Here is a 23,728-nt window from a genome sequence, read left to right as displayed (position 1 = left end):
GCGCGCCGGCCGTCGGTCGGGCACCGCAGCGGGAAGTCGGTGGCGCAGGCGGTCGCCGCCGTCCTCGCCGCGGCGCCCCCGCTCCGGACCGGTCCGGCCGGGCCCGACGCCGGGCGCGTCCTCCTCGGGCCGGTGGCCGACCACCTGGCGAGGACGGCCCGGGTCGTCGCCGCCGCCGAGGACGCGACCGGCATGCGCCGCCGGATGGGTGCGGCGGCGCTCGAGGTGGACGCGGCGTCGGACGGCTCCGGGTCGGCGCGGTGGCGCGCCACCGTCGCCGCCCGGCTGCCGAGCGGGCGCCGGCCGGAGCGAGCGGGGCTCGTCACGGCGGTCGACGCCCACACCGGTGCACCGGTCATGTCCGACCGCCACAGCGGCGTCGACCTGGTGGACGCCGTCGCCGCGAGCACTGCCGGCGGCCCGCACTACCGCATCGGCGACCGCCGGTACATCGACGGCGGCCACCGGTCCGTCGAGAACGCCGACCTGGCCGCCGGACACGGGCGGGTGCTGGTCCTGGCACCGCTCGGCGGCGAGTCGCGGCACCCGCGGGAGTGGGGGACCCACCTGGCGGCACAGGTCGAGGCGCTGCGCGCCGGCGGCAGCAGGGGCGAGACGGTCGTCCCGGACGGCGCCGCGGAGCACCTGTTCGGTGCGCACGCGATGGACCCGGCGCTGCGCCCGCCCGCGGCCCGGGCCGGCCACGACCAGGGCAGGGCCCTCGCCGGGCGGCTCACCGGGTCGTGGCGCTGACGCCTGACAGCATGTGCCGGTGCGCGCCGTCGTCGTCGACTCGGTCCGGGCCCGGCCCCAGGTGCGGGAGGTGCCCGAGCCCACCGCCCCGCCCGGCGGGGTGGTGCTGCGGGTGCTGGCCACCGGGATGTGCCGCAGCGACTGGCACGCCTGGGCCGGGCACGACGACGAGGTCGTGTTCCCGCACGTGCCCGGGCACGAACTCGCCGGGGTGGTGGCCCAGGTCGGGGCGGAGGTCACCCGCTGGCGGGCCGGGGACCGGGTGACCGTCCCGTTCGTCTGCGGCTGCGGTCGCTGCGCGTGGTGCCGGGCCGGGGAGGCGCAGGTCTGCCCGGACCAGCAGCAGCCGGGCTTCACCCACTGGGGGTCCTTCGCCGAGTACGTCGCCCTGCACGCCGCGGACACCAACCTGGTGCGCGTCCCCGACGGGGTCGACGTCGCGAGCGCGGCGAGCCTGGGGTGCCGCTTCGCCACGGCCTACCGCGCCCTGGTCGCCCGCGCGCGGGTCGGCGAGGGGGAGTGGGTCACCGTGGTGGGCGCGGGCGGCGTCGGCCTGAGCGCGGTGGCGGTCGCCCGCGCGCTGGGGGCCCGGGTGGTCGCGGTGGACCGCAACCCCGAGGCCCTCGCCGTGGCCGCCGATCTCGGCGCGGAGCACACGGTGCGGGCCGACGGCCGCGACGTCCCGGCCGCCGTCGCGGAGCTGACCTCCGGCGGCAGCCACGTCGCCGTCGACGCCGTGGGCAGCGAGCAGACCTGCGCGGACTCGGTCCTGAGCCTGCGCCGGCGGGGGCGCCACGTGCAGGTGGGGCTGCTGCCGCCGGTGGACGGCCACCCGCGGGTCCCGATGGCGCGGGTGATCGGCTGGGAGCTGGACCTGCTGGGCAGCCACGGCATGGCCGCGGCCGACTACCCGGCCATGATGGCGCTCGTCGAGCAGGGCTCGCTGCAGCCGCAGCGGCTGGTCGAGCGGACCATCGGCCTCGACGAGGCGGCGGCCCTGCTGCCGGTGTTCGACCGGACGACGGTCGCCGGGATCACCGTGGTCGACCCGGCCCGCTGACCCCCGCCCCGGGCGCCCGTCCGACGCGCGTCACCCGGCCCCGGCCTCCGCGGACGGGCCCGGGGGTGCCTCCCCGCCGGCGGCCTCCTCGACCGACCGCGTGAGCGGGTGGCCGGGGCCGAGGGCGCGGCGGCACCGCTGCAGCGCGTCGTCCACCGCTCCGGGCGGCGGTGCCCCACCCGGCCGGGTGCCGGCGAGGACCAGCGCCGCGGCCGCCAGCGCGGTCACGCCGTGGTCGGGGTCCAGTGCCCGCCGGCAGCGGCGGAGGGTGTCCTCGGCGAGGGCCCGGGCCTCCCCGGCCTCGCCCAGCCGCACCAGGGCGACGGCCAGGGGCGCGGCCGCGTACAGGGTGATGACGTTGTCCGGGCCGTACACGCCGCGGCTGCGCTGCAGCACGTCCCGGCCCAGCGCGCGGGCGGCCTCCGCCTCGTCGGACAGGGCCAGGGCGAGGACCACGGCGCCGGCGTCCAGCAGGGTGACGGCGTTGTCGGGGCTCAGCACCCGCCGGCAGCGCTCCAGGGTGTCCTGCCCCAGTTCCCGGGCCTGCCCGACGTCGCCGACCGAGACCAGCGCCATGGTCAGGGCGGTCCCCGCCAGCAGCGTGGTGGCGTGGTCCTCGCCGTACACCCGCCGGCAGCGCCGCAGGGTGTCCTGCCCCAGTTCCCGGGCCTGCCCGACGTCGCCCAGCTCGGCCAGGGCGATGGTCAGGCCGCCCGCGGCCAGAAGCGTGGTCGCCCGGTCCGGGCCGTAGAGGCGGAGGCTGCGCCGCAGGACGTCGTGCGTCAGCCCGCGGGAGGCGTGCACCCGCCCCAGCTGGAGGAAGTCCAGGGCCAGGGTGGTCGCCGTCCAGAGGGTCCGGACGTGGTCGGGCCCGAACACCCGGTGGCAGCGCTGCAGCGTGTCCTCGGCGAGCGCGGCCGCCGCCCCCGCGTCGCCCAGCTGGTTCAGGGCGAGGGCGAGACCGCTCGCCGCGGTCAGGGTGTCGGGGTGGTCGGGGCCGAGGACCGCCCGCCAGCGGTCGAGCAGCGCCTCGCCCACCGAGCGGCTGGCCGCGGTGTCGCCGCGGGCCTGCAGGTAGCGGGCGGTGTCCAGGACCAGCCGGCGGCCGGCGGGCGAGCGGTCGCCGAGCGGGGCGGTGGCGAGCACGTGCGGGGCGAGCCGGGCGAACGCCGGCCAGCCGGCCGGGTCCTGGGGGTGGCCGGGGGAGGCGGCGGCCAGCAGGGCCACCACCCGGTCGGCGACGGCCTGCTCGCGGTCGGCCGGCAGCTGGAGGCGGATCACCGACTGCACCAGCCGGTGGACCTGGAAGCCGTCGCGGTGGCGGCGGGCCAGCGAGTAGGCGACCGCCGCCCCGATGGCGTCGTCCAGGGTGTCCGGATCGGCCGCGGCGTCCCGCAGCGGCCCCTCCAGCAGCTCGGGGTGCTCGACGAACAGGCTCGACGGGACGGGCTCGGGGGCGAGGGAGGCGGCCAGCTCCAGCAGCTGCACCGCCGCCGGGTCCTCGGCGCGCAGCCGCTCCAGCGACAGCGCCCAGGTGGTGTCGATCCGCCCGTGGTAACCGAGCACGTCGCCGCGGGTCAGCAGGGTGGCGCGCCGGGTGCGGAACCGGCGCAGGTAGTCCTCGGGCGGCAGGTCGGTCTGCTCCAGGTAGGCGGCGGCCTGGGCCGCCGCGAGCGGCAGGTCGCCGAGCTCCGCGGCGAGCGCGTCGGCGGTCCCGGCTCCCAGGCCGGGCATCCGGGCACGGAGCAGCGCGACGGTCTCCGGCCGGGTGAGGACGTCGACCTCGAGCCGGCCGCCGAGGGTCCCCCAGGCGGGGAAGCGGGACGTGATCAGCACGTGGCCGGGGCCGTCGGGCCGGTAGCCGGCGACGTCGGCGGGCCGCTCGGCGTTGTCGAAGACCAGCAGCCACCGGTCCCGGCCGCGCAGCTCCGCCAGCAGGCGGTCCACGGTGTCGGCGACGGTGGCCCCGGCCGGCAGCCCGAGCCGGGTGGCGAGGCCGGCGAGCTGGTCCGGGACCAGCACGGCCTGCTCGGCGTCGATCCACCACACGACGTCGTAGTCGGCGGCGTACCGGTGGGCGTACTCGAGCGCCAGCTGGGTCTTGCCCACGCCACCCAGTCCGTACAGCGTCTGCACCACGAGCGTGGCCTCACCCGCCCGGAGCCGGCGCCGCAGCTCCGCCAGCTGCTCGTCGCGGCCGGTGAAGTGGGGGTTGCGGGCCGGCAGGTTCCACACCCGGTCGCCGGCCGGGCGCACGGGCGGGGAGCCCACCACCCCCGTCGGCAGCGGGGGGAAGCCCGTCGGCAGGCCGGCGACGTCAAGCTGGTGCAGCGGCGTCGGCCGGGGGAAGTCCTTGAGCCGGTGCTCGCCGAGGGACCGCAGCGCGAGCCCGGCCGGCAGGTGCTCGTCGAGCAGCGCCACGACCGACTCGGAGAGCAGGACCTGGCCGCCGGCGGCGAGCGCGGCGATGCGGGCGGCCCGGTGCACGGCCAGCCCGACGTAGCTCCCGGCGTACAGGCGCGCCTCACCGGCGTGCAGGCCCATCCGCACGCGGACCGGCGTCCGGCCGGGCCAGGGGTGGGTGGCCAGGGCCCGCTGCGCCTCCGCCGCGGCGGCCACCGCCTGGCCGGCGGTCGGGAAGGCCACGAAGAACGCGTCGCCCTGGGTGTCGACCACGCAGCCCTCGTGCGCCGCGAACGCCGCCCGCAGGAGGCACCGGTGGTCGGCGAGCGCCGCCGCGTAGCCGTCCCGGTCCTGCCGCAGGAGCGCCGTCGAGCCCGCGATGTCGGTGAACAGGAAGGTGACGGTGCCGGTGGGCAGGGCGCCGTCGCCGGGCCGCGGGGGCTCCGCGACGGTCCGCTCCTCGGCCATGTCCCGACCTCCCCGGTCGTTCCCCTCGACGGTCGGCCCGTCCCGGAGGGTAGGGATCCCGGCAGGTGCCGGGCAGGGACCTACGACCGGACCGGCCGGCCGACGTGGGCCCGTGGCGGGTGCCGGGGGTCCCGCGGCCGGACGCCCTGTCGTCGCCCGGGTGCCGGGACTACCGTCGCGCGATGGCGGGCAGCGTGGACTTCGTCGTCGTGGGCGGTGGCTCGGCCGGGGCGGTGGTCGCCGCCCGGCTGTCGGAGGACCCGGACGTCCGGGTGGCACTGGTCGAGGCCGGGGGGCGGCCGCCGGCGGCCGAGCTGGTGCCGGCCGCCTGCCCGGTGCTGCAGGCGGACCCCGAGACCGACTGGATGCTCACCGCCGACGCGGGCGCGTGCGGCAAGGGGCTGCGGGGCGGCCGGATGATGGTGCCCCGCGGCCGGATGCTCGGCGGCTCGTCGGGCATCAACTACATGGCCTACGTGCGCGGCCACCCGGGGGACTTCGACGCCTGGGCCGCCGGGGGTGCCGACGGCTGGGGCTTCGCGGACGTCCTGCCCTACTTCCGGAGGAGCGAGGGGCTGGTGCCGAGCGAGGCCGTCCCGCTCGACCTGCCCGCCCACGGCACGCAGGGGCCGCTCGGCGTGTCGGTGCGCAGCCCGGTGCTGCCAGGGGCGCAGGCGTTCGTCGACGCCGCGGTGGCCGCCGGCATCCCGCGCGGTGACTACAACGGCCGCGACCGGGGCGGCCCGGCCGGCGTCGTCTCGCTGTTCCAGACGACCACGAAGCACGGCATGCGCTCGAGCACCTACCACGCGTTCCTCGAGGGCGAGGCCGAGCAGCGGCCGAACCTGACGGTGATCCCGCACGCCCGGGCCACCCGGGTGCTCCTCTCGGGCGAGCCGGGTGCCCTGCGGGCCACCGGGGTCGAGTACGTCACCGCCGCCGGCACCACCGAGGTGGTCGAGGCCGGCCGCGAGGTGGTCCTCAGCGCCGGCGCGGTCGGGTCACCGCACCTGCTCCTGCTCTCGGGCGTCGGGCCGCGCGAGCAGCTGGAGTCCCTCGGCGTCCGGTGCCTGGCCGACGCCCCCGAGGTGGGCCGCCACCTCAAGGACCACCTGCAGGTGGGGCTGATGTTCCCGGCGCCGGGGCTGGGCGTCCCGATGGCCACCGTGCGCGTGGCCCTGGGGCCGGACGCGCTGCGGGCGCCGGCCGGTCCGCTGCCGGCCGACCCGGCCGACGACGCGTCCCTGCCGCCGGAGCTGCAGGAGCTCGAGGCGGAGGCGGAGCGCCGGCTCACCGAGTGGTTCACGACCGGCAGCGGGCTGGCGTCCTCGTCGCTCTACGACGCGGGGGCCTGGTTCTCGACGGGCCTCGGGGACGAGCACACCCACGACGCGCAGCTCGCGGTCTTCGTGTGCGGCTACGACGTCGGCATCTGGGACTCCTGCCTGCACGTCGACGCGGCGGAGTACTTCGACGACCCGGCCGTCGACCTGTCGCCGACCGCCGAGAACGTCTTCGTGCTCGCCAACCCGGTGCAGCCGCACAGCGAGGGCGAGATCCGCCTGGCCAGTGCCGATCCGCTGGCCCCGCCCGACATCCGGATGAACTACCTCACCGACCCGCACGACGTCGCCGTGATGACCGCGGTGGTGCGCCGCGCGCTCGACGTCGTGGACCGGATGCGGGAGGAGCACGAGATCGGCGACCTCCTGGTGCCGCGGCGGCTGGCCGAGGCGCACGGCCACACCCGCGGCGACGTCCCGAGCGACGAGCTGATCGCCGACCTGGCGCGCCACTACGCGTTCACCGTCTACCACCTGACGAGCACCTGCCGGATCGGGTCGGTCGTCGACCCGCGGCTGCACGTCCTCGGCGTCGACGGGCTGCGCGTCGCGGACGCGAGCGTCATGCCGAACGTGGTCAGCGGCAACACGAACGCCGCCGCGATCATGATCGGCGAGAAGGCGGCCGAGCTGATCGCGCGCGAGCACGGCGTCGCGCTCCGGGAGTTCGTCGGCGCGTGACCCGCCGCACCATCGCCCCGTCCCGGCGCCGGATCGGCAGGGCGATGTCGAGAACGCGGGACCGGCTCCGTCCCCGGGGTGCGAGCGGCCAGGATGGGCCGCACCACCGAGGAGGGACCACGATGGCCAAGTACCTGCTGCTCAAGCACTACCGCGGCGCCCCGGCGGCGGTGAACGACGTCCCGATGGAGAAGTGGACGCCGGAGGAGATCTCCGCCCACGTGCGGTACATGGAGGACTTCGCGGCCCGGCTGGAGGGGACCGGTGAGTTCGTCGACGGGCAGGCGCTGTCCCCGGAGGGGATGTGGGTCCGGTACGACGGCGAGGGGCGCCCGCCGGTCACCGACGGCCCCTTCGCCGAGACCAAGGACCTCATCGCCGGCTGGATCGTGATCGACGTCGACAGCCAGGAGCGCGCCGTCGAGCTGGCCGGGGAGCTGTCGGCCGCCCCCGGGGCGGGCGGGGAGCCGATCCACGAGTGGCTCGAGGTGCGCCCCTTCCTCGGCGCGCCGCCCACCATCGAGGGATGACCGCCCCGCTGGACGAGGTCCTGCTGCGCAGCCTCACCCCCAGCGTGCTCGGCGTCCTCGTCCGCCGCGGCGCCGACTTCGCGGCGGCCGAGGACGCCGTGCAGGACGCGCTGGTGGAGGCGGTCCGCACCTGGCCGGCCGACCCGCCGCGGGACCCGAAGGGCTGGCTGGTCACCGTGGCCTGGCGCCGGTTCCTCGACGCGACGCGGGCCGACGCCGCCCGCCGCCGGCGCGAGGACGTCGTCGACGAGGAGCCCCCGCCCGGGCCCGTGCCCGGCGCGGACGACACGCTGCACCTCTACTTCCTGTGCGCCCACCCGTCGCTGACGCCGTCGTCGGCGGTCGCGCTCACGCTGCGCGCCGTCGGCGGGCTGACCACCCGCCAGATCGCGCAGGCCTACCTGGTGCCCGAGGCGACGATGGCGCAGCGCATCAGCCGGGCCAAGCGCACCGTCTCCAGCGTGCGGTTCGACCGGCCCGGCGACGTCGCCACCGTGCTGCGCGTCCTCTACCTGGTCTTCAACGAGGGCTACTCCGGCGACGTCGACCTCGCCGCCGAGGCCGTCCGGCTCACCCGGCAGCTCGCGGCCGTGGTCGACCACCCCGAGGTGGCGGGGCTGCTGGCCCTCATGCTGCTCCACTCCGCCCGGCGCCCCGCCCGCACCGCGCCCGACGGCAGCCTGGTGCCGCTCGCCGAGCAGGACCGGAGCCGGTGGGACACCGGGATGGTCGCCGAGGGCGTCGCGATCCTCCAGGCGGCCCTCGCCCGGGACCGGCTCGGGGAGTACCAGGCCCAGGCCGCCATCGCGGCCCTGCACGCGGACGCGCCCACCGCCGCGGAGACCGACTGGGTGCAGATCGTCGAGTGGTACGACGAGCTCGTCCGCCTGACCGGCAGCCCGGTCGTCCGGCTCAACCGGGCGGTGGCCGTCGGCGAGGCCGACGGGCCCCGCGCCGGCCTGGCGGCGCTCGCGGGCCTGGACGACGACCTGCCCCGCCACACCGCGGTCGCGGCGTACCTGCACGAGCGCGACGGCGACCTCGCGACGGCGGCGCGGCTGTACGCCGAGGCGGCCGCGAGGGCGACCGACCGCGCCGAGCGCGACCACCTGCTGCGCCAGGCCGCCCGGCTCAACGCCGGACGTGGGCGCTGAGGGCACCGACCGGCGCTGCGCCGCCCACCCGCCGCCCCCGCCGGGCATCCTCGGACGGGGCCGGTCCCGGCCCGCGGCGACGAGGGAGGTGCGGGTGGAGGGGACGACGCTGGGCGGCCGGTACCGGCTGGACGGCGTGCTGGGCCGCGGCGGGATGGGCACCGTCCACGCGGCCACCGACGTCGCCCTCGGCCGCCGGGTCGCGGTCAAGGTGCTCGACCCCGCCGTCGCCGACCGCGCCGGGACGTCCCGCTTCCGCCGCGAGGCCCGGGCGCTGGCCGCGCTCGAGCACCCGCACGTGGTGAGCGTCTTCGACGTCGGCGTCGACGCGGCGGCCGCCTGGCTGGTCATGCCGCTGCTGCCCGGCCCCGACCTGCAGTCCCTCCTCGGCCGCGACGGGCCCCTCCCCATCGCCGACGTCACCCGGTACGGCCGGCAGGCCGCGGGGGCCCTGGCCGCCGCCCACGCCGCGGGCATCGTGCACCGGGACGTCAAGCCGGCCAACCTCGTGCTCGCCGCGGACGGCTCCTGCGTGCTGGTGGACCTGGGCATCGCCCGGCTGGCCGACGGCGGCCCCGGTGCCGCTCCGCTGACCGGCACCGGGCTCGTGCTGGGCAGCACGCCGTTCCTCGCGCCGGAGGTCGTCGCCGGGGCGCCGGCCGGCCCGGAGGCCGACGTCTACGGCCTGGGCGCGACGCTGTTCACCCTGCTGACCGGCCGCCCGCCGTTCCAGGCCGACGGCGTCGCGGTCCTCGCCCAGCACCTGCACGCGCCGGTCCCCTCGGCCGTGCCCCTGCGGCCGGACACCCCGGCCGCGGTGGACCGGCTGCTCGGCCGGATGCTCGCCAAGGACCCCGCCGCCCGGCCGACGGCCGCGGAGGCGGCCGCGGCGCTCGCGGGAGCGCCGGACGCACCCGCGCCGACGCTGGTGCTCCCGCGGCCCGCGCTCTCCGAGCACCTCCCCCCGGCGGACGGCACCCCCCGGCGACGGCGCCCGGTGCGCCTGCCGGCCGCCGTGGGGGCGGGCGCCGGGGCCCTGGCCGTGGCCGCCGCCCTGCTGACCGGCGGGGGGAGCGGGACGGCCACGGGCGGCGCGGCGGCCCCGGAGGGCGGCGCGGCGGCCACCCCGTCGTCGGCGCCGGCCCCGAGCCCGTCGCCCGTGCCGCCGCCGGCGGCCGTCCCGACCTCCCCGGTGACCACCCCGCCCGCGGCCCCGGCGCCCGCCGCGGACCCGGTGCGGTCGGCGCTGGCCGGGCTGCGCGCGGCCGTCGAGCAGGCCGAGGCGGGGGGTGCGCTGACCGGCGGGGGACGGCGCGACGTCGACCGCCGGGTGGCCGACGTCGAGCGCGCGCTGGACCGGGCGGACCCCGACCGGGTGGCGCGGGAGGTCGACGACCTCGAGCGCCGCCTCGACGACCTCCGGCGCCGCGACCGCCTCACGGGGGACGGCGCCGCCGCGCTGGGCGCCGCCGTCGCGGACCTGCGCGCCGCCCTGGGCGCACCCGCCGGCGACCGCGGGGAGGACGGCGAGGGCTGACGGCGGTCCGCCCCCGGGGGCCCCAGGCCCGCGGGCGCCGCGCCGGCGACCCCGGCGGATCCGCCCGGGCGGGAGGAGGCTCCTTCCATGGCCCTGCCCGAGCCGCCCCCGAGCGCCCGCCTGCTGGTGATCGCCGGCCTGCTGGTCACCGGTGCCGTGGCCCTCGTCTGGCTGGTCCGCTACGTGGTGTGGCGAACGGTCCGGAGGCGGCGCGGCCGCGGCTGACCGCCCCGGCCCCGGAGCCGTCGCTCGCTGCGGGGGCCGACACGCCGGTCGGGTCGGCCGGGGCTGTGTTCCTGCCCATGCGGCAGCGGTGTTTGGGAGGGCCGGACAGCCGTTCCCGCGGCGCCGCGTCACACCTCGTCAGCGGTCGGGCACACCGGGAGACCGCGCCGTCCCGGCTCCGGTCCGGGAGCCGCGGAGGCCGCTCGCGGAGGGCGGATCGGTCCGTACCGTCGCTCCGGCGGGAGAGACCCCTCCCGATCCACGTGGTGCAGCGCCGGAGGCCCGACCGGGCCCGGGGCGCACCACAGCGAGGCCGCCGGTGACAGGTGAGCCGGTGGGAGTGATCGGTGGCAATCCGAGACGGCGCCAGCGCGCCGCCGCAGTACCCGTACGACGCCTACAGCACGCTGGCCGGGCCCCTCGGGGAGGCCGGTGAGGGCTACACCGTGCAGTTCGAGCGGCTGGTGCGGCGCGACCGCCGGCGCGGGCGCGCCCTGGTCATCAGCGCGGCCGCCATCGTCCTGGAGCTGCTGTTCCTGGTGTGGCTGCTCCGGCCCGCGCACTGGCCGGCCGACACCGGCGGCTGGACCTGGTACCTGAGCCTCACGATGGTCGTCACCATCGGGCTCATCGAGGTCCTGCGGCTGGTCAACGTGGTGACGCTGGCGCTGGCCACCTGGAACGCGCACGACCCCCTCCCGGTGCGGCCCGAGACCGGCACCCGGCTCGCGCTGCTCACCACGATCGTCCCCGGCAAGGAGCCGGTGGAGATGGTGGAGACCACCCTGCGGGCCGCGCTGCGCGTGCGGCACGACGGCCCGCTCGACGTGTGGCTGCTCGACGAGGGCGACGACGACGGGATCCGGGCCATGTGCGCCCGCCTGGGCGTGCGGCACTTCAGCCGTCGCGGGGTGGCCGCGTGGAACACCGAGTCCGGCACGCACAAGCGCCGGACCAAGCACGGCAACTACAACGCGTGGCTCGCCCGACACGGCGAGGAGTACGACTTCTGGATCAGCGTCGACACCGACCACGCGCCGCTGCCGAACATCGCCGAGCGGCTCATGGGCTACTTCCGCGACCCGGACGTCGCCTTCGTCGTCGGCCCGCAGGTCTACGGCAACTACGACAACTTCACGACCCGCGCCGCGGAGTCGCAGCAGTACCTGTTCCACGCGGTCCTGCAGCGGGCGGGCAACCGCAGCACCTCGGCGATGTTCGTGGGCACCAACAACGCGGTGCGGCTCTCGGCCCTCGCCGACGTCGGAGGCCTGGCCGACAGCATCACCGAGGACGCCGCGACGTCGCTGGTCCTCCACTCCTCGCGCAACCCCGACACCGGACGGCGCTGGAAGAGCGTCTACACCCCCGACGTGCTCGCCGTGGGCGAGGGCCCGACGAGCTGGAGCGACTACTTCGTCCAGCAGAACCGGTGGGCCCGGGGCACCGACGAGGTGCTGCTGCGGCAGTTCTGGCGGCGGGTCCGCCGGCTGTCCCCGGCGCGGGCCCTGCACTACGGACTGCTGATGTCCTACTACCCGTCGGCGGCCGTCAGCTGGGTGCTCGGGTCGGCCAACCTCTGCCTGTACCTCGTCACCGGGGTGGGCGGCGTGGTCGTGGCGGCGAACCTCTGGGCGGTCCTCTACGTCAACGCGGCCGCCCTGCAGGTCGGCGTCTACTTCTGGAACCGGCGCTACAACGTGTCGCCGCACGAGGAGGAGGGCTCCTCGGGGCTGGCGGGCATGTTCGTGTCGGTGCTCTCCGCGCCCGTGTACGTCACGGCCCTGGCCGACGCCGTCCGGGGACGCAACGTGCCCTTCGCGGTCACGCCGAAGGGCGACGACAGCAACCCGGACCGGCTGGCGACGTTCCGCAAGAACCTCGCCTGGGGCGGGGTGCTGGCCGCGGCGCTGCTCGCCTCCGTGCCGCTGGGCCACGACCACCCGGCGATGCGCGGCTGGGCGCTGCTCGCGCTGTTCACCTGCCTCCTGCCCGTCCTCATCTGGGCCGCGCAGCGCCGCCGGCCGCGTCCGGCCGCCGCCGCGCCGCGTCCCGCCACCGCACCGCGGACCGTCCGCTTCAGCGGCAACACCGTCGCACCCGCACCACCGCTGCCCGCCGAGCAGCAGCTGGTCACCACAGGCACCCGGGGAGAGCAGCGGTGAAGGGCTTCGGTGGGAGGGCGCCCCGGCGCCGGCGCGCACGCAACGTCGCGATCGTCACGACCGCGGCACTGGCCGTCGGCACGGTGAACGCGCAGGTGGCCGGGGCGGCCGTGGACGACCTGGTCACCGGCTACCAGCAGGGCCGGCCCGACTACACGGCGCAGTACGGCTCGTGGGAGACCGTCGAGCTGCCGGAGGAGTTCCGCGTGCGGGCCGTCCACGCCGTCCTGCTGCGCACCGGCAAGGTCCTCATCGTGGCCGGGTCCGGCAACGACCGGGCCTCCTTCGACGCCGGGACCTTCGAGACGGTCCTGTGGGACCCGGCGGCGGACACCTACGAGCACGTCGAGACGCCGGAGGACCTCTTCTGCGGCGGCCACGCGCAGCTGCCCGACGGCAACGTCCTGATCGCCGGCGGCACCAGCCGGTACGAGGTGCTCGCCGACGACGTCACGCACGCCGCCGGGGTCATGACCGTCAAGAACGAGGACCCGACCCTGACGGCGACCCTCGAGGAGGGCACCGTCTTCGTCGGGGAGGACGGGCAGCGCTACCGCGCCACGGCGCAGGCGCTGGTCACCCCCGCCGTCCAGCACGTGATGGACGGCGAGCCGATGAACATGGCGTCGGAGACGACGGTGTGGGTCGAGGCGCTGCAGGAGGGCGAGGACCCCGTCGTCCGCGGCGGCGCGCAGTTCGCCGTCGAGGGGCTGCCCGGCCGGCAGGCCCAGGACGTCTACGGGATCGCGGACACGATCACGCTGGACAAGCAGGAGTACCGCGGCATCCCCGACTCCTACGTCTTCGACGTCACCACCGAGCGCTACGAGCGGGTGGGCGACCTCAACCACTCCCGCTGGTACCCGACGCTCGTCCCGGTGGCCGGCGGCGACGTCATGGCGGTCAGCGGGCTCGACGAGCACGGCCGCCCCTCGGCCGGCGAGGTCGAGGTGTTCGACCGGGCCACCGGGCAGTGGCGCGAGCGGCCCGAGCTGTTCCGCTACTTCCCGACCTACCCCGCGCTGCTGCGGCTGGCCGACGACCGGCTGTTCTACACCTCGTCCAACGCCGGCTACGGCCCGGCCACGGAGGGCCGCACGCCCGGCTACTGGGACCTGACGGACAACTCCTTCGACCCGGTGCCCGGGCTGCGCGACCCGCACATGAACGAGACGTCGTCGTCGGTGCTGCTCCCGCCCGCGCAGGAGCAGCAGGTGCTCATCGCCGGCGGCGGCGCGGTCGGGGAGGGCGAGGGAAGCACCGCGCGGGTCGACGTCATCGACACGGACACCCACGACGCCCACTGGACCCCGGCGCCGGACCTGCCCGCACCGGCGCGGTACGTCTCCACGGTGGTCCTGCCCGACGACCGGGTGCTGCTCACCGGCGGCAGCACCGGCTACCGCGGCAACGGGCACAGCGACACCCACGCCCCGGTCCTCTACGACGCCGGCACCAACACCATGGCCGGCGCCGCGCCCAACGAGGTCGGCCGGAACTACCACTCCGAGGCGCTCCTGCTGCCCGACGGCCGGGTGGTCACGCTCGGCTCGGACCCGCTGTACGCCGACGCGGAGAACACGCGCCCGGGGACGTTCGAGACCCGGGTGGAGATCTACACCCCGCCGTACCTGCACACCGGCGGCGAGCGCCCGCGGGTCACCGAGGCGCCGGCCGAGGTCGACCGGGGCGCGACCTTCCCGGTGCGGGCGACCGGTGCGGTGACCGCGGCCCGGCTGATGCGCCCGTCGGCGGTCACGCACGTCACCGACGTGGAGCAGCGGTCGGTCGCGCTGGACGTGTCCGGTGCCTGTCCCGGCGACGGGGCGGCGTGCGACCTGCAGCTGTCGCTGGACCCGGCCGAGGGGCTCACCCCGGCGGGCTGGTACATGCTCTTCCTGGTCGACGCCGACGGCGTGCCGTCGGTGGCCCGCTGGGTGCACGTCCGATGAGGCGGGACCGGACGACGCGCAGCCGGGTCGCGGCCGCGCTGGCCGCCGTCGCCGTGCTGGCCGGCTGCGGCGCGGGCGACCCGCCGGCCCCCGCCGGCGCCCCCGCCGACAGCTCCGCCGGGCTGGACCAGCCCGGCGGCGAGGGCAACCCCCTGGCCTGGAACGTCCTCTACGCCAACCCGGGGAGCACCGCCGCGCAGGCGGTCGCGGCCGCCTCCGAGCGGGGCGACGAGGCCACGGCGGAGCGGCTGCGGCGCATCGCCGACCGGCCGACGGGCACCTGGCTCGCCGGCGGGGTGGACCCCTACCGCACGGCGCGGGAGCTCACCGCCGCGGCCCAGGAGGTCGAGCGGGTGCCGCTGCTGGTGGCCTACAACCTGCCCCAGCGGGACTGCGGCCAGTACAGCTCCGGCGGTGCCGCCGACGTCGACGAGTACCTGGACTGGCTGGGCTCGCTCGCGGCGGGCATCGGCGACGCCCCCGCCGTCGTCGTCCTCGAGCCCGACGCCATCCCGCACGCGCTGGAGGGGTGCGCCGGCTCCCAGTCCGCCGACGAGCGCTACAGCATGCTGCGCGAGGCCGTGCGCATCCTCGGGCGCCAGCCGGAGACCGCCGTCTACGTCGACGCGGGCAACGCCAGCTGGATCGACGACCAGGACGCCCTCGCCGACGCGCTGCTCGCCTCCGGGATCGAGGAGGCCGACGGCTTCGCGCTGAACACCAGCAACTTCGAGACCACCGAGGCGACGGCGGCGTACGGCACGGAGCTCTCCGACCGGGTCGGCGGCGCGCACTTCGTCGTCGACACCAGCCGCAACGGCGCCGGCCCCCCGCCGGGCGGCGGCGACGGCGACCACTCCGCCTGGTGCAACCCCTCGGGGATGCGGCTGGGGGAGCCGCCCACGACCGACAGCGGCATCGAGCGGGTCGACGCGCTGCTGTGGATCAAGCAGCCCGGTGACTCCGACGGCGAGTGCGGACGGGGTGAGCCGCCGGCCGGGCAGTGGTTCCCCGAGTACGCCGACCGGTTGCTGGCCGGGTAGCCGCCCGGCCTGTCGGCGGCGCCTCGTCCGCCGGGGACGACCCCCAGGGGCGGGCCGGGACGCGGCCGCACGACGACGGGCCGGCCGGCCTGTGAACGGCGGGGTCGCCCCGGGCTCAGTCGTGCGGTCCTCGCGCGACCGCCACCGCGGCCCCCAGCACGGCCCCGGTGCCGATGCAGCCGGCGAGGAAGCGTGCCGCGTCCCGGTGCCACCCCGTGATCCTGGAGTCGCTCCTGCGAGGGGTCACACGCACTGCTGCGTCGTCCATGGCCGACACGGTCCCGCCGCTTCGCCGTGGCGGACTCATCCCGCCGGGATGGGGGACCGGACCGTCCGGATGCCGGGACGGGTGCTGCTCAGTCGGTCATGAGCGCGAGCTGCCTGGTGATCTCGCGCGGGTTGGTGTCGCCGGCGACCTTCTGCAGGAACGGCGTGCGGTCGAAGACGAGGTCGCGGATCGGCCGCAGCGGGGCGGGGCAGTGGTGGAACACCTTGCCGAGCAGGTACGCCTGCTGCACCTGGCGCGCGGTGTGCGGCTTGCGCGGGTCCTCGTAGGCCTGCAGCGCGCGGGAGACGGCGGCCGGGTCGGTGAGGTCGACGCCGGTCAGCGCGCGGCCGAGGAACCAGCCGTCCTCGATGGACATGCCCGCGCCGTAGGCGGCGTACGGCGAGGTGGGGTGGGCCGCGTCGCCGACGAGGGTGATCCGGCCCCTCGACCACTGGCGCAGTGCGGGACGGTCCCGCAGCACCCAGCGCTGCACGTCCCCGGCCGCGGTGGCCGCGACGAGACCGGGCAGCGGGGCGGGGAAGCCCGCGGCGAGCTCGGTCGCCGCCGCCTTGAGGTCGGCCGGCACCGGGGCGTCGGGGTCGGTCGCGGTGAGCACCCACCACTGGTGGCCGTCGCGCCCCCGGTGCCGGATCGAGGTCCAGCTGCCCTGCGTAACCGGGCTGTGGGTGAGCACGCAGGCGTTCGGCCGGGTGCCGGCGACCTCGGCGAAGGTGAACCCGCCGAAGATGTGCAGCCGGTGCTCGCGCTTGGGTGCGTCGCCCCACAGCGTGCGGCGGACGAGGGAGTCGATGCCGTCGGCGCCGACCAGCACGTCGTGCTCGGCGGTGCTGCCGTCGGCGAAGGTCAGGGTGACCGCGCGGTCGTCCTGCTCGATGCGCTCGACCTGCGAGCCGAACCGGATCACCCCGGGCGGGATGGCGGCGAGCATCCGCTCGTACAGCTCGGGACGCAGCAGGCCGATGAAGCCCCCGCCGTACTCGCGCTTGACGTCCTCGTCCAGCCGCACCCGCACCCGGACGTGCCCGCGCAGGTTGTGGAACTCGGAGTCGGTGGGTGCGCCGAGGTCGTCGGTGTCGACGCCGAGCGAGCGCAGCGCCTTCAGCGGCGGCGGCCACAGGTTGAGGATGTTCCCGGCCGGGCGGGCCTCCCGGTAGCGCTCGTGGACGACGACGTCGTGGCCGGCCTTCAGGGCGCCCAGGGCGGCGGCCATGCCGGCCGGGCCGGCACCGAGGACGGCGACGCGGCCGGGCGGGGGAGTGGTCATTCCGGGTCTCCAGGGGCTCGGGCGGGGCGGGGCGGGCGCGGTCCGGTCGGGGACCGCGGATCCCTCCTCGCGGTGAGGACTCAGACCGTAGTGTGCGCTACGGTTAGTCGTGGGGAGAGGATGTGGCCCGGCTCACCGCCGTGTCAAGCGCCGCGGCCGGTCGGGTCCGGGCCGCCCGGGGAGGATGGGTCTGTGACCACAGCTGCAGCCGGGGGCGAGGCTCCGGAGGGCTCGCTCGAGGTGCGGCCGCCCCTGCAGCGGCGCAGCCGGGAGGCCTGGGGCCGTGTGCTCGACGCCGGCGTCGCGCTGCTCGAGGACGGCGGCTACGACGCGTTCACCATCGCGGCGGTCTGCGAGCGCGCCGGCGTGGCACCGCGGGCGCTCTACGCCCGGGTCGACACCAAGGACGCGCTCTTCCTCGCGGTCTACGAGCACGGCATCGCCCGGCTCCGGCGGGAGCAGGCGGTGTTCGCCGAGGAGGGGCGCTGGGCCGGCCTCCCGCCCGGCGAGCTGGTGCGCGCGGCCGTGGCCGAGACGGTGGGCATCTCGCTGCGCCACGCCCCCTTCCTGCGCGCGGTGGTCCTCGTCTCGGCGGCGCACCCGGAGGTCCGCCGGCGCGGCTCCCGCTACAGCCGGGAGCTGGGGGAGGGCTTCGCCGGCGTGGTGCTGCGGGTGCGCGACGCCGTCCGGCACGAGGACCCGGAGGCCGCCGTCCGTGCCTGCTTCGGCACGGTCTTCGCCACCTCGGTCATCCGGGTCGCCTACGGGCCGGGCTTCGCCACCCCCGCGCCGGTGGACGACGACGCCTTCGTCGCCGACCTGGGGGAGACGGCGGTGCGCTACCTGCTCGCCGTCGCCTGACCCGCGCCCGCCCGCCGCGCGCCGAGCTCCGCGAGGACGGCCTCGACCGCGGCCAGCGCCTCGGGTGCGGCGAACAGCAGGGCGGTGCGCAGGGGCGAGCCGGCCTCGTAGCGCAGTCCGCCGTCGAACGCCCGGGCGCGGCCCGGGTCGTGCACGGCCAGCGTCTCGCGCACCCGGGACAGCGCCTCCGGGTCGTCGACGAGGTGGGCCAGGTCGGTGTCCAGCCCGGCCAGCACCGTCTCCGGCCGGCGCGGCGACCACGGCACCACCCACGTGTGGCTGCCCGAGCCCACGCCGTCGGTGGAGCGGTCGGGCAGGACGACCTCCGCGGTCGCCCCCGGGGGGACGACGGCGGTCACGGTGACCCGGTCGCCGTCGAGCGCCCAGCCGGCCGACGCGGGGCCGTAGGGGGTGAGGAGCTCGCTGCGCGCCGAGGTGAGCCCCTCGAGGACGGTCGGCGCGACCCGGATCCGCCGGTAGCCCGGCGCTGCCGGGGCGAGGCCGGCCAGCCCGCGGTGCAGCCAGTCGACGACGGCGCCGAAGGCGTAGTGGTTGAACGAGGTCATCTCGTGCGCGTTGACCGAGCCGTCGGGCAGCAGCGCGTCCCACCGCTCCCACACCGTCGTCGCGCCGACCGTGACCGGGTACAGCCACGACGGCGCCTCGGTCTGCAGCAGCAGGCGACCGGCCGCGTGCAGCTGCCCGGTGGCGCACAGCGCGTCCATGACCAGCGGGGTGCCGACGAAGCCGGTGCCGATGCGGTACCCGTCCTCCCGGACGACCTCCGCGAGCCGCCGGCCGAGCGCGGCGCGCAGGCCGGGCTCGGTCACGAGGCCGAAGACCAGCGCCATCGCGTACGTCGTCGGCCCCTCGGACACCATGCGGCCGCGCGGGGTGACCCAGGTGTCGCGGAACGCGCGCCGCGTCCGCTCGGCCAGGCCGGCGTAGCGCCGCGCGTCGTCGTCCCGGCCCAGCACGCCGGCGGCGCGGGCGACCAGGTCCAGGGACCGGTACAGGTACGCCGACGCCACGAGCGAGGGGTGCGTGCGGCCCTCCCGCGGCCGCTCGGCGGGTGCCCGTGGGTCGAGCCAGTCGCCGAGCTGGTAGCCGCGGGTCCACAGCCCGTCCGGGTCGGCCTGCGCGAGCTCGGCCGCCACCCAGGCGCGCATGCTCGGGTACTGCCGGGCGAGCAGGTCGCGGTCGCCGAAGCGCTCGTACAGCGTCCAGGGGACGACGGTGGCCACGTCCCCCCACACGGCGACGACGCCCTCGGAGTCCTCGGCCATCACCGTCGGCACGATGATCGGCACGACGCCGCCGTTGCGGCGCTGCTCGAGTGCCACGTCGGCGAGCCAGGACGCGAGGAAGGCGTCGCAGTCGACCAGCGTGGCCGCGGCGCCGGAGAACACCTGGAGGTCGCCGGTCCAGCCCAGCCGCTCGTCGCGCTGCGGGCAGTCGGTGGGGACGGACAGGAAGTTGCCGCGGGTGCTCCACACGACGTTCTCGTGCAGCCGGTCGAGCAGCGGCGAGGAGCTGGCGAACCGGCCGGTGCGCCGCGTGTCCGACGAGCAGACGACGGCGGTCACGCCCGCCGGGTCGAACGCGCCGGGCCAGTCGTCGACCTGCAGGTAGCGGAAGCCGTGGAAGGTGAACCGCGGCTCCCACACCTCCTCGCCGTCGCCGGCGAGCGTGTAGCGGTCGACCGACCAGGCGTAGCGCAGCTGCCGGGTGGCGAGCTCGCCGTCCTCGAGCACCTCGGCGTGCCGCAGCGTCACCGTGTGCCCGCGGGGGCCGCGGACCCGGATGCGCACCCGGCCCACCAGGTTCTGCCCGAAGTCGACGACGGTCCGCCCCGACGGCGAGGTGAGCACCGCGGCCGGGGCCACCTCGGCCACGCGCCGCACCGGCTCGGCGGCGGCGGGGGAGAGGAGCCCGGGGTCGAGGTCGCGGACGGCGGCCGGCGCCCAGCCCGTGGACCCGCCGTCCGCCGTCGACCAGGCCGGGTCGGACCGGGTGGCGTCGAACTCCTCGCCCGCGTAGATGCCGCTGGCGCGCAGCGGCCCGGCGGTGCTGCCCTCCCAGCCGGGCCCGGTGGCCACCGTCCGCCGGGTCCCGTCGGCGTACGTGAGCTCGAGCTGGGCCAGGAACGCCGCCGGCCCCCCGTAGGCGCGGGTGGCGCGGCCGAAGAAGCCGTACCGCTCGGTGAACCAGGCCCCGGCCAGCCAGGCGCCGACCACGTTGGGGCCGGCGTGCAGCAGGCCCGTGACGTCGTGGGCCTGCACCAGCACGCGGTCGCGGTAGCTCGTCCAGCCCGGTGCCAGCACCTCGTCGCCGACCCGGACGCCGTTGACCTCGACCTCGTAGGAGCCGAGCGCGGTCACGTACAGCCGGGCGCGGACCGGTGCGCCGTCCGCCGTGAACCGCGTCCGCAGCTGCCCCGGGGTGTCCTCGGCCGCGCCGGGCAGGGCGATCCACCGCGCCGACCAGTCGGCGTCGTCGAGCAGCGGCGCCTCGACGTCGATCCGCGCCGGTGCGGAGGGGACCCCGTCCGTGCCGGTGGTGGCCACCTCGACCACGACCCGCTCGCGCGAGCGCAGCGGCGCGAACGGCCAGGGGACGCCGACGCAGTCCGGGCCGGCCAGCGCGACGGTCTCGCGGCCGCCGCCGCGGTCGGCCCACGTGACGGTGACCGACGCCGCGGCCTGGTCCCAGCCGGGGGCCGCCGTCTCGGTCCGCCAGGACAGGAGGGGCGTGGCCGAGTCGGTCCACGGGGCGCCGTCCCGGCGACGGCCGGCGCGGAGGTCGGTCACGGAGGAGGTCGTCACGGGGCTCCCTGGGTGTCGGCCCGGCCGACCGGGCCGGTGGTCCGGCGGTCCGGCGGTCCCGGCCTCCCGGCCGGGAGGATGTCCCCGGCGCTGCGGTTCCCGGGCGGCACCGGCACGGCGTAGTTTTGTCCCGTCGGAGCATATGTCCTCCGGCGTGACGGCTCCAGGAGGTCGCCCGTGAGCAGTTCGTCCCCGTCACCCCAGGACGCCTACGTCCACGGGAGGCTGATCAACCTCGTGCGCACCGGCCGGGCGCTGACCCGGCCCGCCCTGGAGCAGGAGACCGGCCTGGGCCGCAAGGTCGTCACCCAGCGGGTGGCACAGGCGATCGACGTCGGGCTGCTCGAGGACGGGGACCTGGCGCCGTCCGGGGGTGGCCGCCCGTCCCGCCTGCTCCGGTTCCGGTCCGAGGCGGGGCACGTCTTCGCCGGCATGGTCGGGGCCACGGAGATGACGGCCGCGGTCGCCACGCTCGACGGCACGCTGCTGGGCTCGCTGCACGAGGACTGGGATGCGGCGAACCGGCCCGAGGAGACGCTCGGGGTCCTCGACGGGCTCTTCGCCCGGCTGGCCCGGCGCACCCGCACCGAGCCGTGGGCCTTCGGCATCGGCGTGGCGGGCCCGGTCGACTTCGGCACCGGCCGGCTGGTGGACCCGCCGATCATGCCCGGCTGGGACGGCTTCAGCGTCCGGTCCTGGCTCCGCGAGCGCTACGACGCGCCCGTGTGGGTGGACAACGACGTGAACCTCATGGCCCTCGGCGAGTGGCACCGCGGCGAGCCCCGCGACGGGCGCGACCTGCTGTACATCCTCGCCGACGAGGGCGTGGGGGCCGGGCTGGTCTCCCGCGGTGCGGTGTTCCGGGGGGACACCGGCGCGGCCGGCGACATCGGGCACGTGCAGGTCACCGACGACCCGTCGGTGCTGTGCCGCTGCGGGCAGACCGGCTGCCTCGAGGCGGTCACCGGCGGGTGGGGGCTGGTCCGGCAGGCCACCGCGCGCGCCGCCGAGAGCCCGGTGCTCTCCGCGCGGCTGGCCGAGCGCGGGCACCTGACCGCCCAGGACGTCGGGCTGGCCGCCCGGGACGGCGACCCGCTGGCCGACGAACTGGTGCAGCGCGGCGCCCGGGTCATCGGCGTCACCGTCGCCAACCTCGTCAACTTCGTGAACCCCGGCACGGTGGTCGTCGGCGGCGGGGTGCTGCGCGTCGGGGACCAGGTCGTCCGGACGCTCGAGGAGACGGTGCGCCGCCGGGCCACCCGGCTGGCCGGGCAGCGGCTCACCGTGCGGCCGGCGTCCCTGGACTTCCGCGAGGGCGTCACCGGCGCGGCCCTGCTCGCCGTCGAGCAGCTCTTCGACCCGGCGTCGGTGGGGCTGTGGGTGGAGAACGGGTCGCCGATCGGCCACGCCGCGCCGCTGCAGCGCGCCGCCGCCATGTGAGGGTTGACATATGTGCCAGCGGCACTAAAGTCTGCGGCAGGGCGTGACCCGCCCCACAGGTCACCTCGGTGGACCCGACCGGACCGCCGCCTCGCTCCGCCTCCGTGTCACCGACTCCTCTGCCACTGCGGCGCACCGCCGCCCGGGACCACCGCCGGTCCCGCCCCCACTGGAGAACCCATGCGAAGGTCCCTCGTCGCGGCCACGGCCGCGTCCGTCCTGCTCCTCACCGCCGCCTGCGGCGGGTCGTCCGACGCGGGCTCCGGCTCCGGCGGGGGCGACAGCACCCTGACGCTGGCCACGATCACGCCGCCCAGCTCGTTCGCCATCGGTGAGATGGCGCAGAGCGGCCCGGAGGACCACTACTACCAGGCGGTCTACGACACGCTCCTGCGGCTCGACGAGAACGGTGAGCCGGCCGCCAACCTGGTGACCGAGTGGTCCTTCGACGAGACCAACACGCGGCTGAGCCTGACCCTGCGCGACGACGTCACGTTCACCGACGGGACCCCGTTCGACGCCGAGGCGGTCAAGGCCAACCTCGAGTCGGCGAGGACCAAGCAGGGCGAGGCCGGCTCGGCGCTGGGCTCCGTCGCCTCGGTCGAGGTCGTCGACGCCACGCACGCCGACGTCGTGCTCAGCCGGCCGGACCCGTCGCTGGTGCAGAGCCTGGCGCGCAGCTCCGGCTACGTGGCCAGCCCCGCCTCCCTGAGCAGCGCGGACGCCGCCACCGCACCGGTGGGCTCCGGCCCCTACGTGTTCGACCAGGACGCCTCGACCGCGGGCAGCACCTACGTCTTCACCCGCAACGAGGACTACTGGGACGCCGACCGCTTCCCCTACGACTCCCTCGAGATCCGCTTCCTCGACGACGCGACGGCCGGCCTCAACGGCCTGCGCTCCGGGGAGCTCGGCGGGCTCTACGCCCCCACCAGCGACACCGTCTCCGGCGCCGAGCAGGCCGGCCTGAGCGTCACCACCTACACCAACGGCGGCATCGAGGGTGTCTTCCTCTGGGACCGCGGCGGCGCGCTCGCGCCGGAACTGGCCGACGTCCGGGTGCGCCGGGCCATCAACCTCGCCATGGACCGCGAGTCGATCGTCGAGGTGGTGAAGGGCGGCCTCGGGACGCCGACCGACCAGGTCTTCACCCCGGGCTCGGACGCCTACGACGAGTCCCTCGACGACACCTACGCCTTCGACCTCGAGCGGGCCGAGGAGCTCATGGCCGAGGCCGGCTACGCCGACGGCTTCACCCTGACGATGCCGGACGCCTCCCCGGTGTTCCCGGACGAGCAGGCGGCGATGACCGAGGCGCTCGCCTCCATCGACATCGACGTCACCTACGCGCCGATCACCGGCGACCAGTTCATCGGCAGCATCATCGGCGGCCAGTGGCCGGCCAACTACCTCACCCTCACCGCCGGGTCGCCGTTCGAGATGATCGCCCTCACCCTGACCCAGCAGTCGCCGTTCAACCCCTTCAAGACGGCCGACCCCGAGGTGGACCGCCTGGTCCAGCAGGCGCAGACGACGTCCGGGGACGAGCAGACGGCGGCGCTGCAGGAGCTCAACGCCCACCTCGTCGACCAGGCCTGGTTCGCGCCCTGGCTCGCGGCCGAGGGCGCCTACGTCACCACCACCGACGTCGAGGTCGCCCCGGTGCCCGGCGTGAGCGTGCCGCCGCTGTCGGGCTTCACCCCGGCCGGCAGCTGACCGCCGGTCCGGGCCCGCG

Annotated in this window: 16 protein-coding genes; 13 read left to right on the top strand and 3 right to left on the bottom strand. The window is 76.8% G+C overall.

All coding sequences use genetic code 11. The features are described from left to right. The first annotated feature begins 39 nt into the window (after nucleotides 1-39). Entirely contained in the window at nucleotides 40-753 is a 714-nt protein-coding gene (locus tag ACI79L_RS07085; RefSeq protein WP_456936092.1) for a hypothetical protein, read from the top strand. A 19-nt stretch (nucleotides 754-772) separates the two neighbouring features. Then, nucleotides 773-1,813, top strand: a complete 1,041-nt coding sequence (locus ACI79L_RS07080) for a zinc-dependent alcohol dehydrogenase family protein (protein ID WP_456936091.1) — start codon at nucleotides 773-775, stop codon at nucleotides 1,811-1,813. Between the two features lie 30 nt (nucleotides 1,814-1,843). Here ACI79L_RS07080 and fxsT read toward each other — a convergent pair whose 3' ends face one another. Then, nucleotides 1,844-4,684, bottom strand: coding sequence for an FxSxx-COOH system tetratricopeptide repeat protein (gene fxsT, locus ACI79L_RS07075; protein WP_456936090.1), 2,841 nt, complete (start codon nucleotides 4,682-4,684; stop codon nucleotides 1,844-1,846). 182 nt (nucleotides 4,685-4,866) lie between these two features. Here fxsT and ACI79L_RS07070 point away from each other — a divergent pair, with 182 nt between their 5' ends. The 8 genes from ACI79L_RS07070 to ACI79L_RS07035 all read left to right on the top strand — a co-directional run bounded on the left by ACI79L_RS07070 (nucleotide 4,867) and on the right by ACI79L_RS07035 (nucleotide 15,314). Beyond that, entirely contained in the window at nucleotides 4,867-6,708 is a 1,842-nt protein-coding gene (locus tag ACI79L_RS07070) for a GMC family oxidoreductase (RefSeq protein WP_456936089.1), read from the top strand. A 122-nt stretch (nucleotides 6,709-6,830) separates the two neighbouring features. Further along, nucleotides 6,831-7,238 carry a YciI family protein gene (locus ACI79L_RS07065; protein WP_456936088.1) on the top strand — a complete coding sequence of 136 codons (408 nt, stop codon included), beginning with the start codon at nucleotides 6,831-6,833 and terminating at the stop codon, nucleotides 7,236-7,238. Next, nucleotides 7,235-8,392 carry an RNA polymerase sigma factor gene (locus ACI79L_RS07060; protein WP_456936087.1) on the top strand — a complete coding sequence of 386 codons (1,158 nt, stop codon included), beginning with the start codon at nucleotides 7,235-7,237 and terminating at the stop codon, nucleotides 8,390-8,392. The genes ACI79L_RS07065 and ACI79L_RS07060 overlap by 4 nt, the downstream gene beginning before the upstream one ends. 94 nt (nucleotides 8,393-8,486) lie before the next feature. After that, nucleotides 8,487-9,929, top strand: a complete 1,443-nt coding sequence (locus tag ACI79L_RS07055) for a serine/threonine-protein kinase (protein WP_456936086.1) — start codon at nucleotides 8,487-8,489, stop codon at nucleotides 9,927-9,929. Nucleotides 9,930-10,016: 87 nt separating this feature from the next. Continuing rightward, nucleotides 10,017-10,154 carry a hypothetical protein gene (locus ACI79L_RS07050; RefSeq protein WP_456936085.1) on the top strand — a complete coding sequence of 46 codons (138 nt, stop codon included), beginning with the start codon at nucleotides 10,017-10,019 and terminating at the stop codon, nucleotides 10,152-10,154. Between the two features lie 347 nt (nucleotides 10,155-10,501). After that, complete coding sequence (locus ACI79L_RS07045; RefSeq protein ID WP_456936084.1) at nucleotides 10,502-12,319, top strand: glycosyltransferase family 2 protein; 1,818 nt, start codon at nucleotides 10,502-10,504, stop codon at nucleotides 12,317-12,319. After that, nucleotides 12,316-14,271, top strand: a complete 1,956-nt coding sequence (gene glxA, locus ACI79L_RS07040) for a radical copper oxidase GlxA (RefSeq protein WP_456936083.1) — start codon at nucleotides 12,316-12,318, stop codon at nucleotides 14,269-14,271. Before ACI79L_RS07045 ends, glxA begins: the two co-directional genes overlap by 4 nt. Next, a complete protein-coding gene (locus ACI79L_RS07035) occupies nucleotides 14,268-15,314 on the top strand; it encodes a glycoside hydrolase family 6 protein (protein ID WP_456936082.1) in 1,047 nt (348 codons plus the stop codon). The genes glxA and ACI79L_RS07035 overlap by 4 nt, the downstream gene beginning before the upstream one ends. A gap of 356 nt (nucleotides 15,315-15,670) precedes the next feature. Here the strand turns inward: ACI79L_RS07035 and ACI79L_RS07030 are convergent, their stop codons facing one another. Further along, the gene (locus ACI79L_RS07030; protein WP_456936081.1) at nucleotides 15,671-16,867 is read right to left on the bottom strand and encodes an FAD-dependent oxidoreductase; all 1,197 of its coding nucleotides are present in this window, start codon (nucleotides 16,865-16,867) and stop codon (nucleotides 15,671-15,673) included. 192 nt (nucleotides 16,868-17,059) lie between these two features. On the opposite strand from ACI79L_RS07030, the gene ACI79L_RS07025 reads away from it, so the two are divergent. Beyond that, complete coding sequence (locus tag ACI79L_RS07025; protein ID WP_456936080.1) at nucleotides 17,060-17,728, top strand: TetR/AcrR family transcriptional regulator; 669 nt, start codon at nucleotides 17,060-17,062, stop codon at nucleotides 17,726-17,728. Here the strand turns inward: ACI79L_RS07025 and ACI79L_RS07020 are convergent. After that, nucleotides 17,707-20,553 carry a family 78 glycoside hydrolase catalytic domain gene (locus tag ACI79L_RS07020; protein ID WP_456936079.1) on the bottom strand — a complete coding sequence of 949 codons (2,847 nt, stop codon included), beginning with the start codon at nucleotides 20,551-20,553 and terminating at the stop codon, nucleotides 17,707-17,709. The two genes, ACI79L_RS07025 and ACI79L_RS07020, sit on opposite strands and share 22 nt — an antisense overlap. A gap of 177 nt (nucleotides 20,554-20,730) precedes the next feature. On the opposite strand from ACI79L_RS07020, the gene ACI79L_RS07015 reads away from it, so the two are divergent. Then, nucleotides 20,731-21,993 (top strand): ROK family protein, encoded by a 1,263-nt coding sequence (locus ACI79L_RS07015; protein WP_456936078.1) that lies wholly within the window; start codon nucleotides 20,731-20,733, stop codon nucleotides 21,991-21,993. A gap of 180 nt (nucleotides 21,994-22,173) precedes the next feature. Then, a complete protein-coding gene (locus ACI79L_RS07010; protein WP_456936077.1) occupies nucleotides 22,174-23,709 on the top strand; it encodes an ABC transporter substrate-binding protein in 1,536 nt (511 codons plus the stop codon). The last annotated feature ends 19 nt before the right edge of the window (nucleotides 23,710-23,728 follow it).

The organism is Geodermatophilus sp. SYSU D00684 (assembly GCF_054050455.1).
This window is presented reverse-complemented; position numbering and strand designations above follow the sequence as displayed.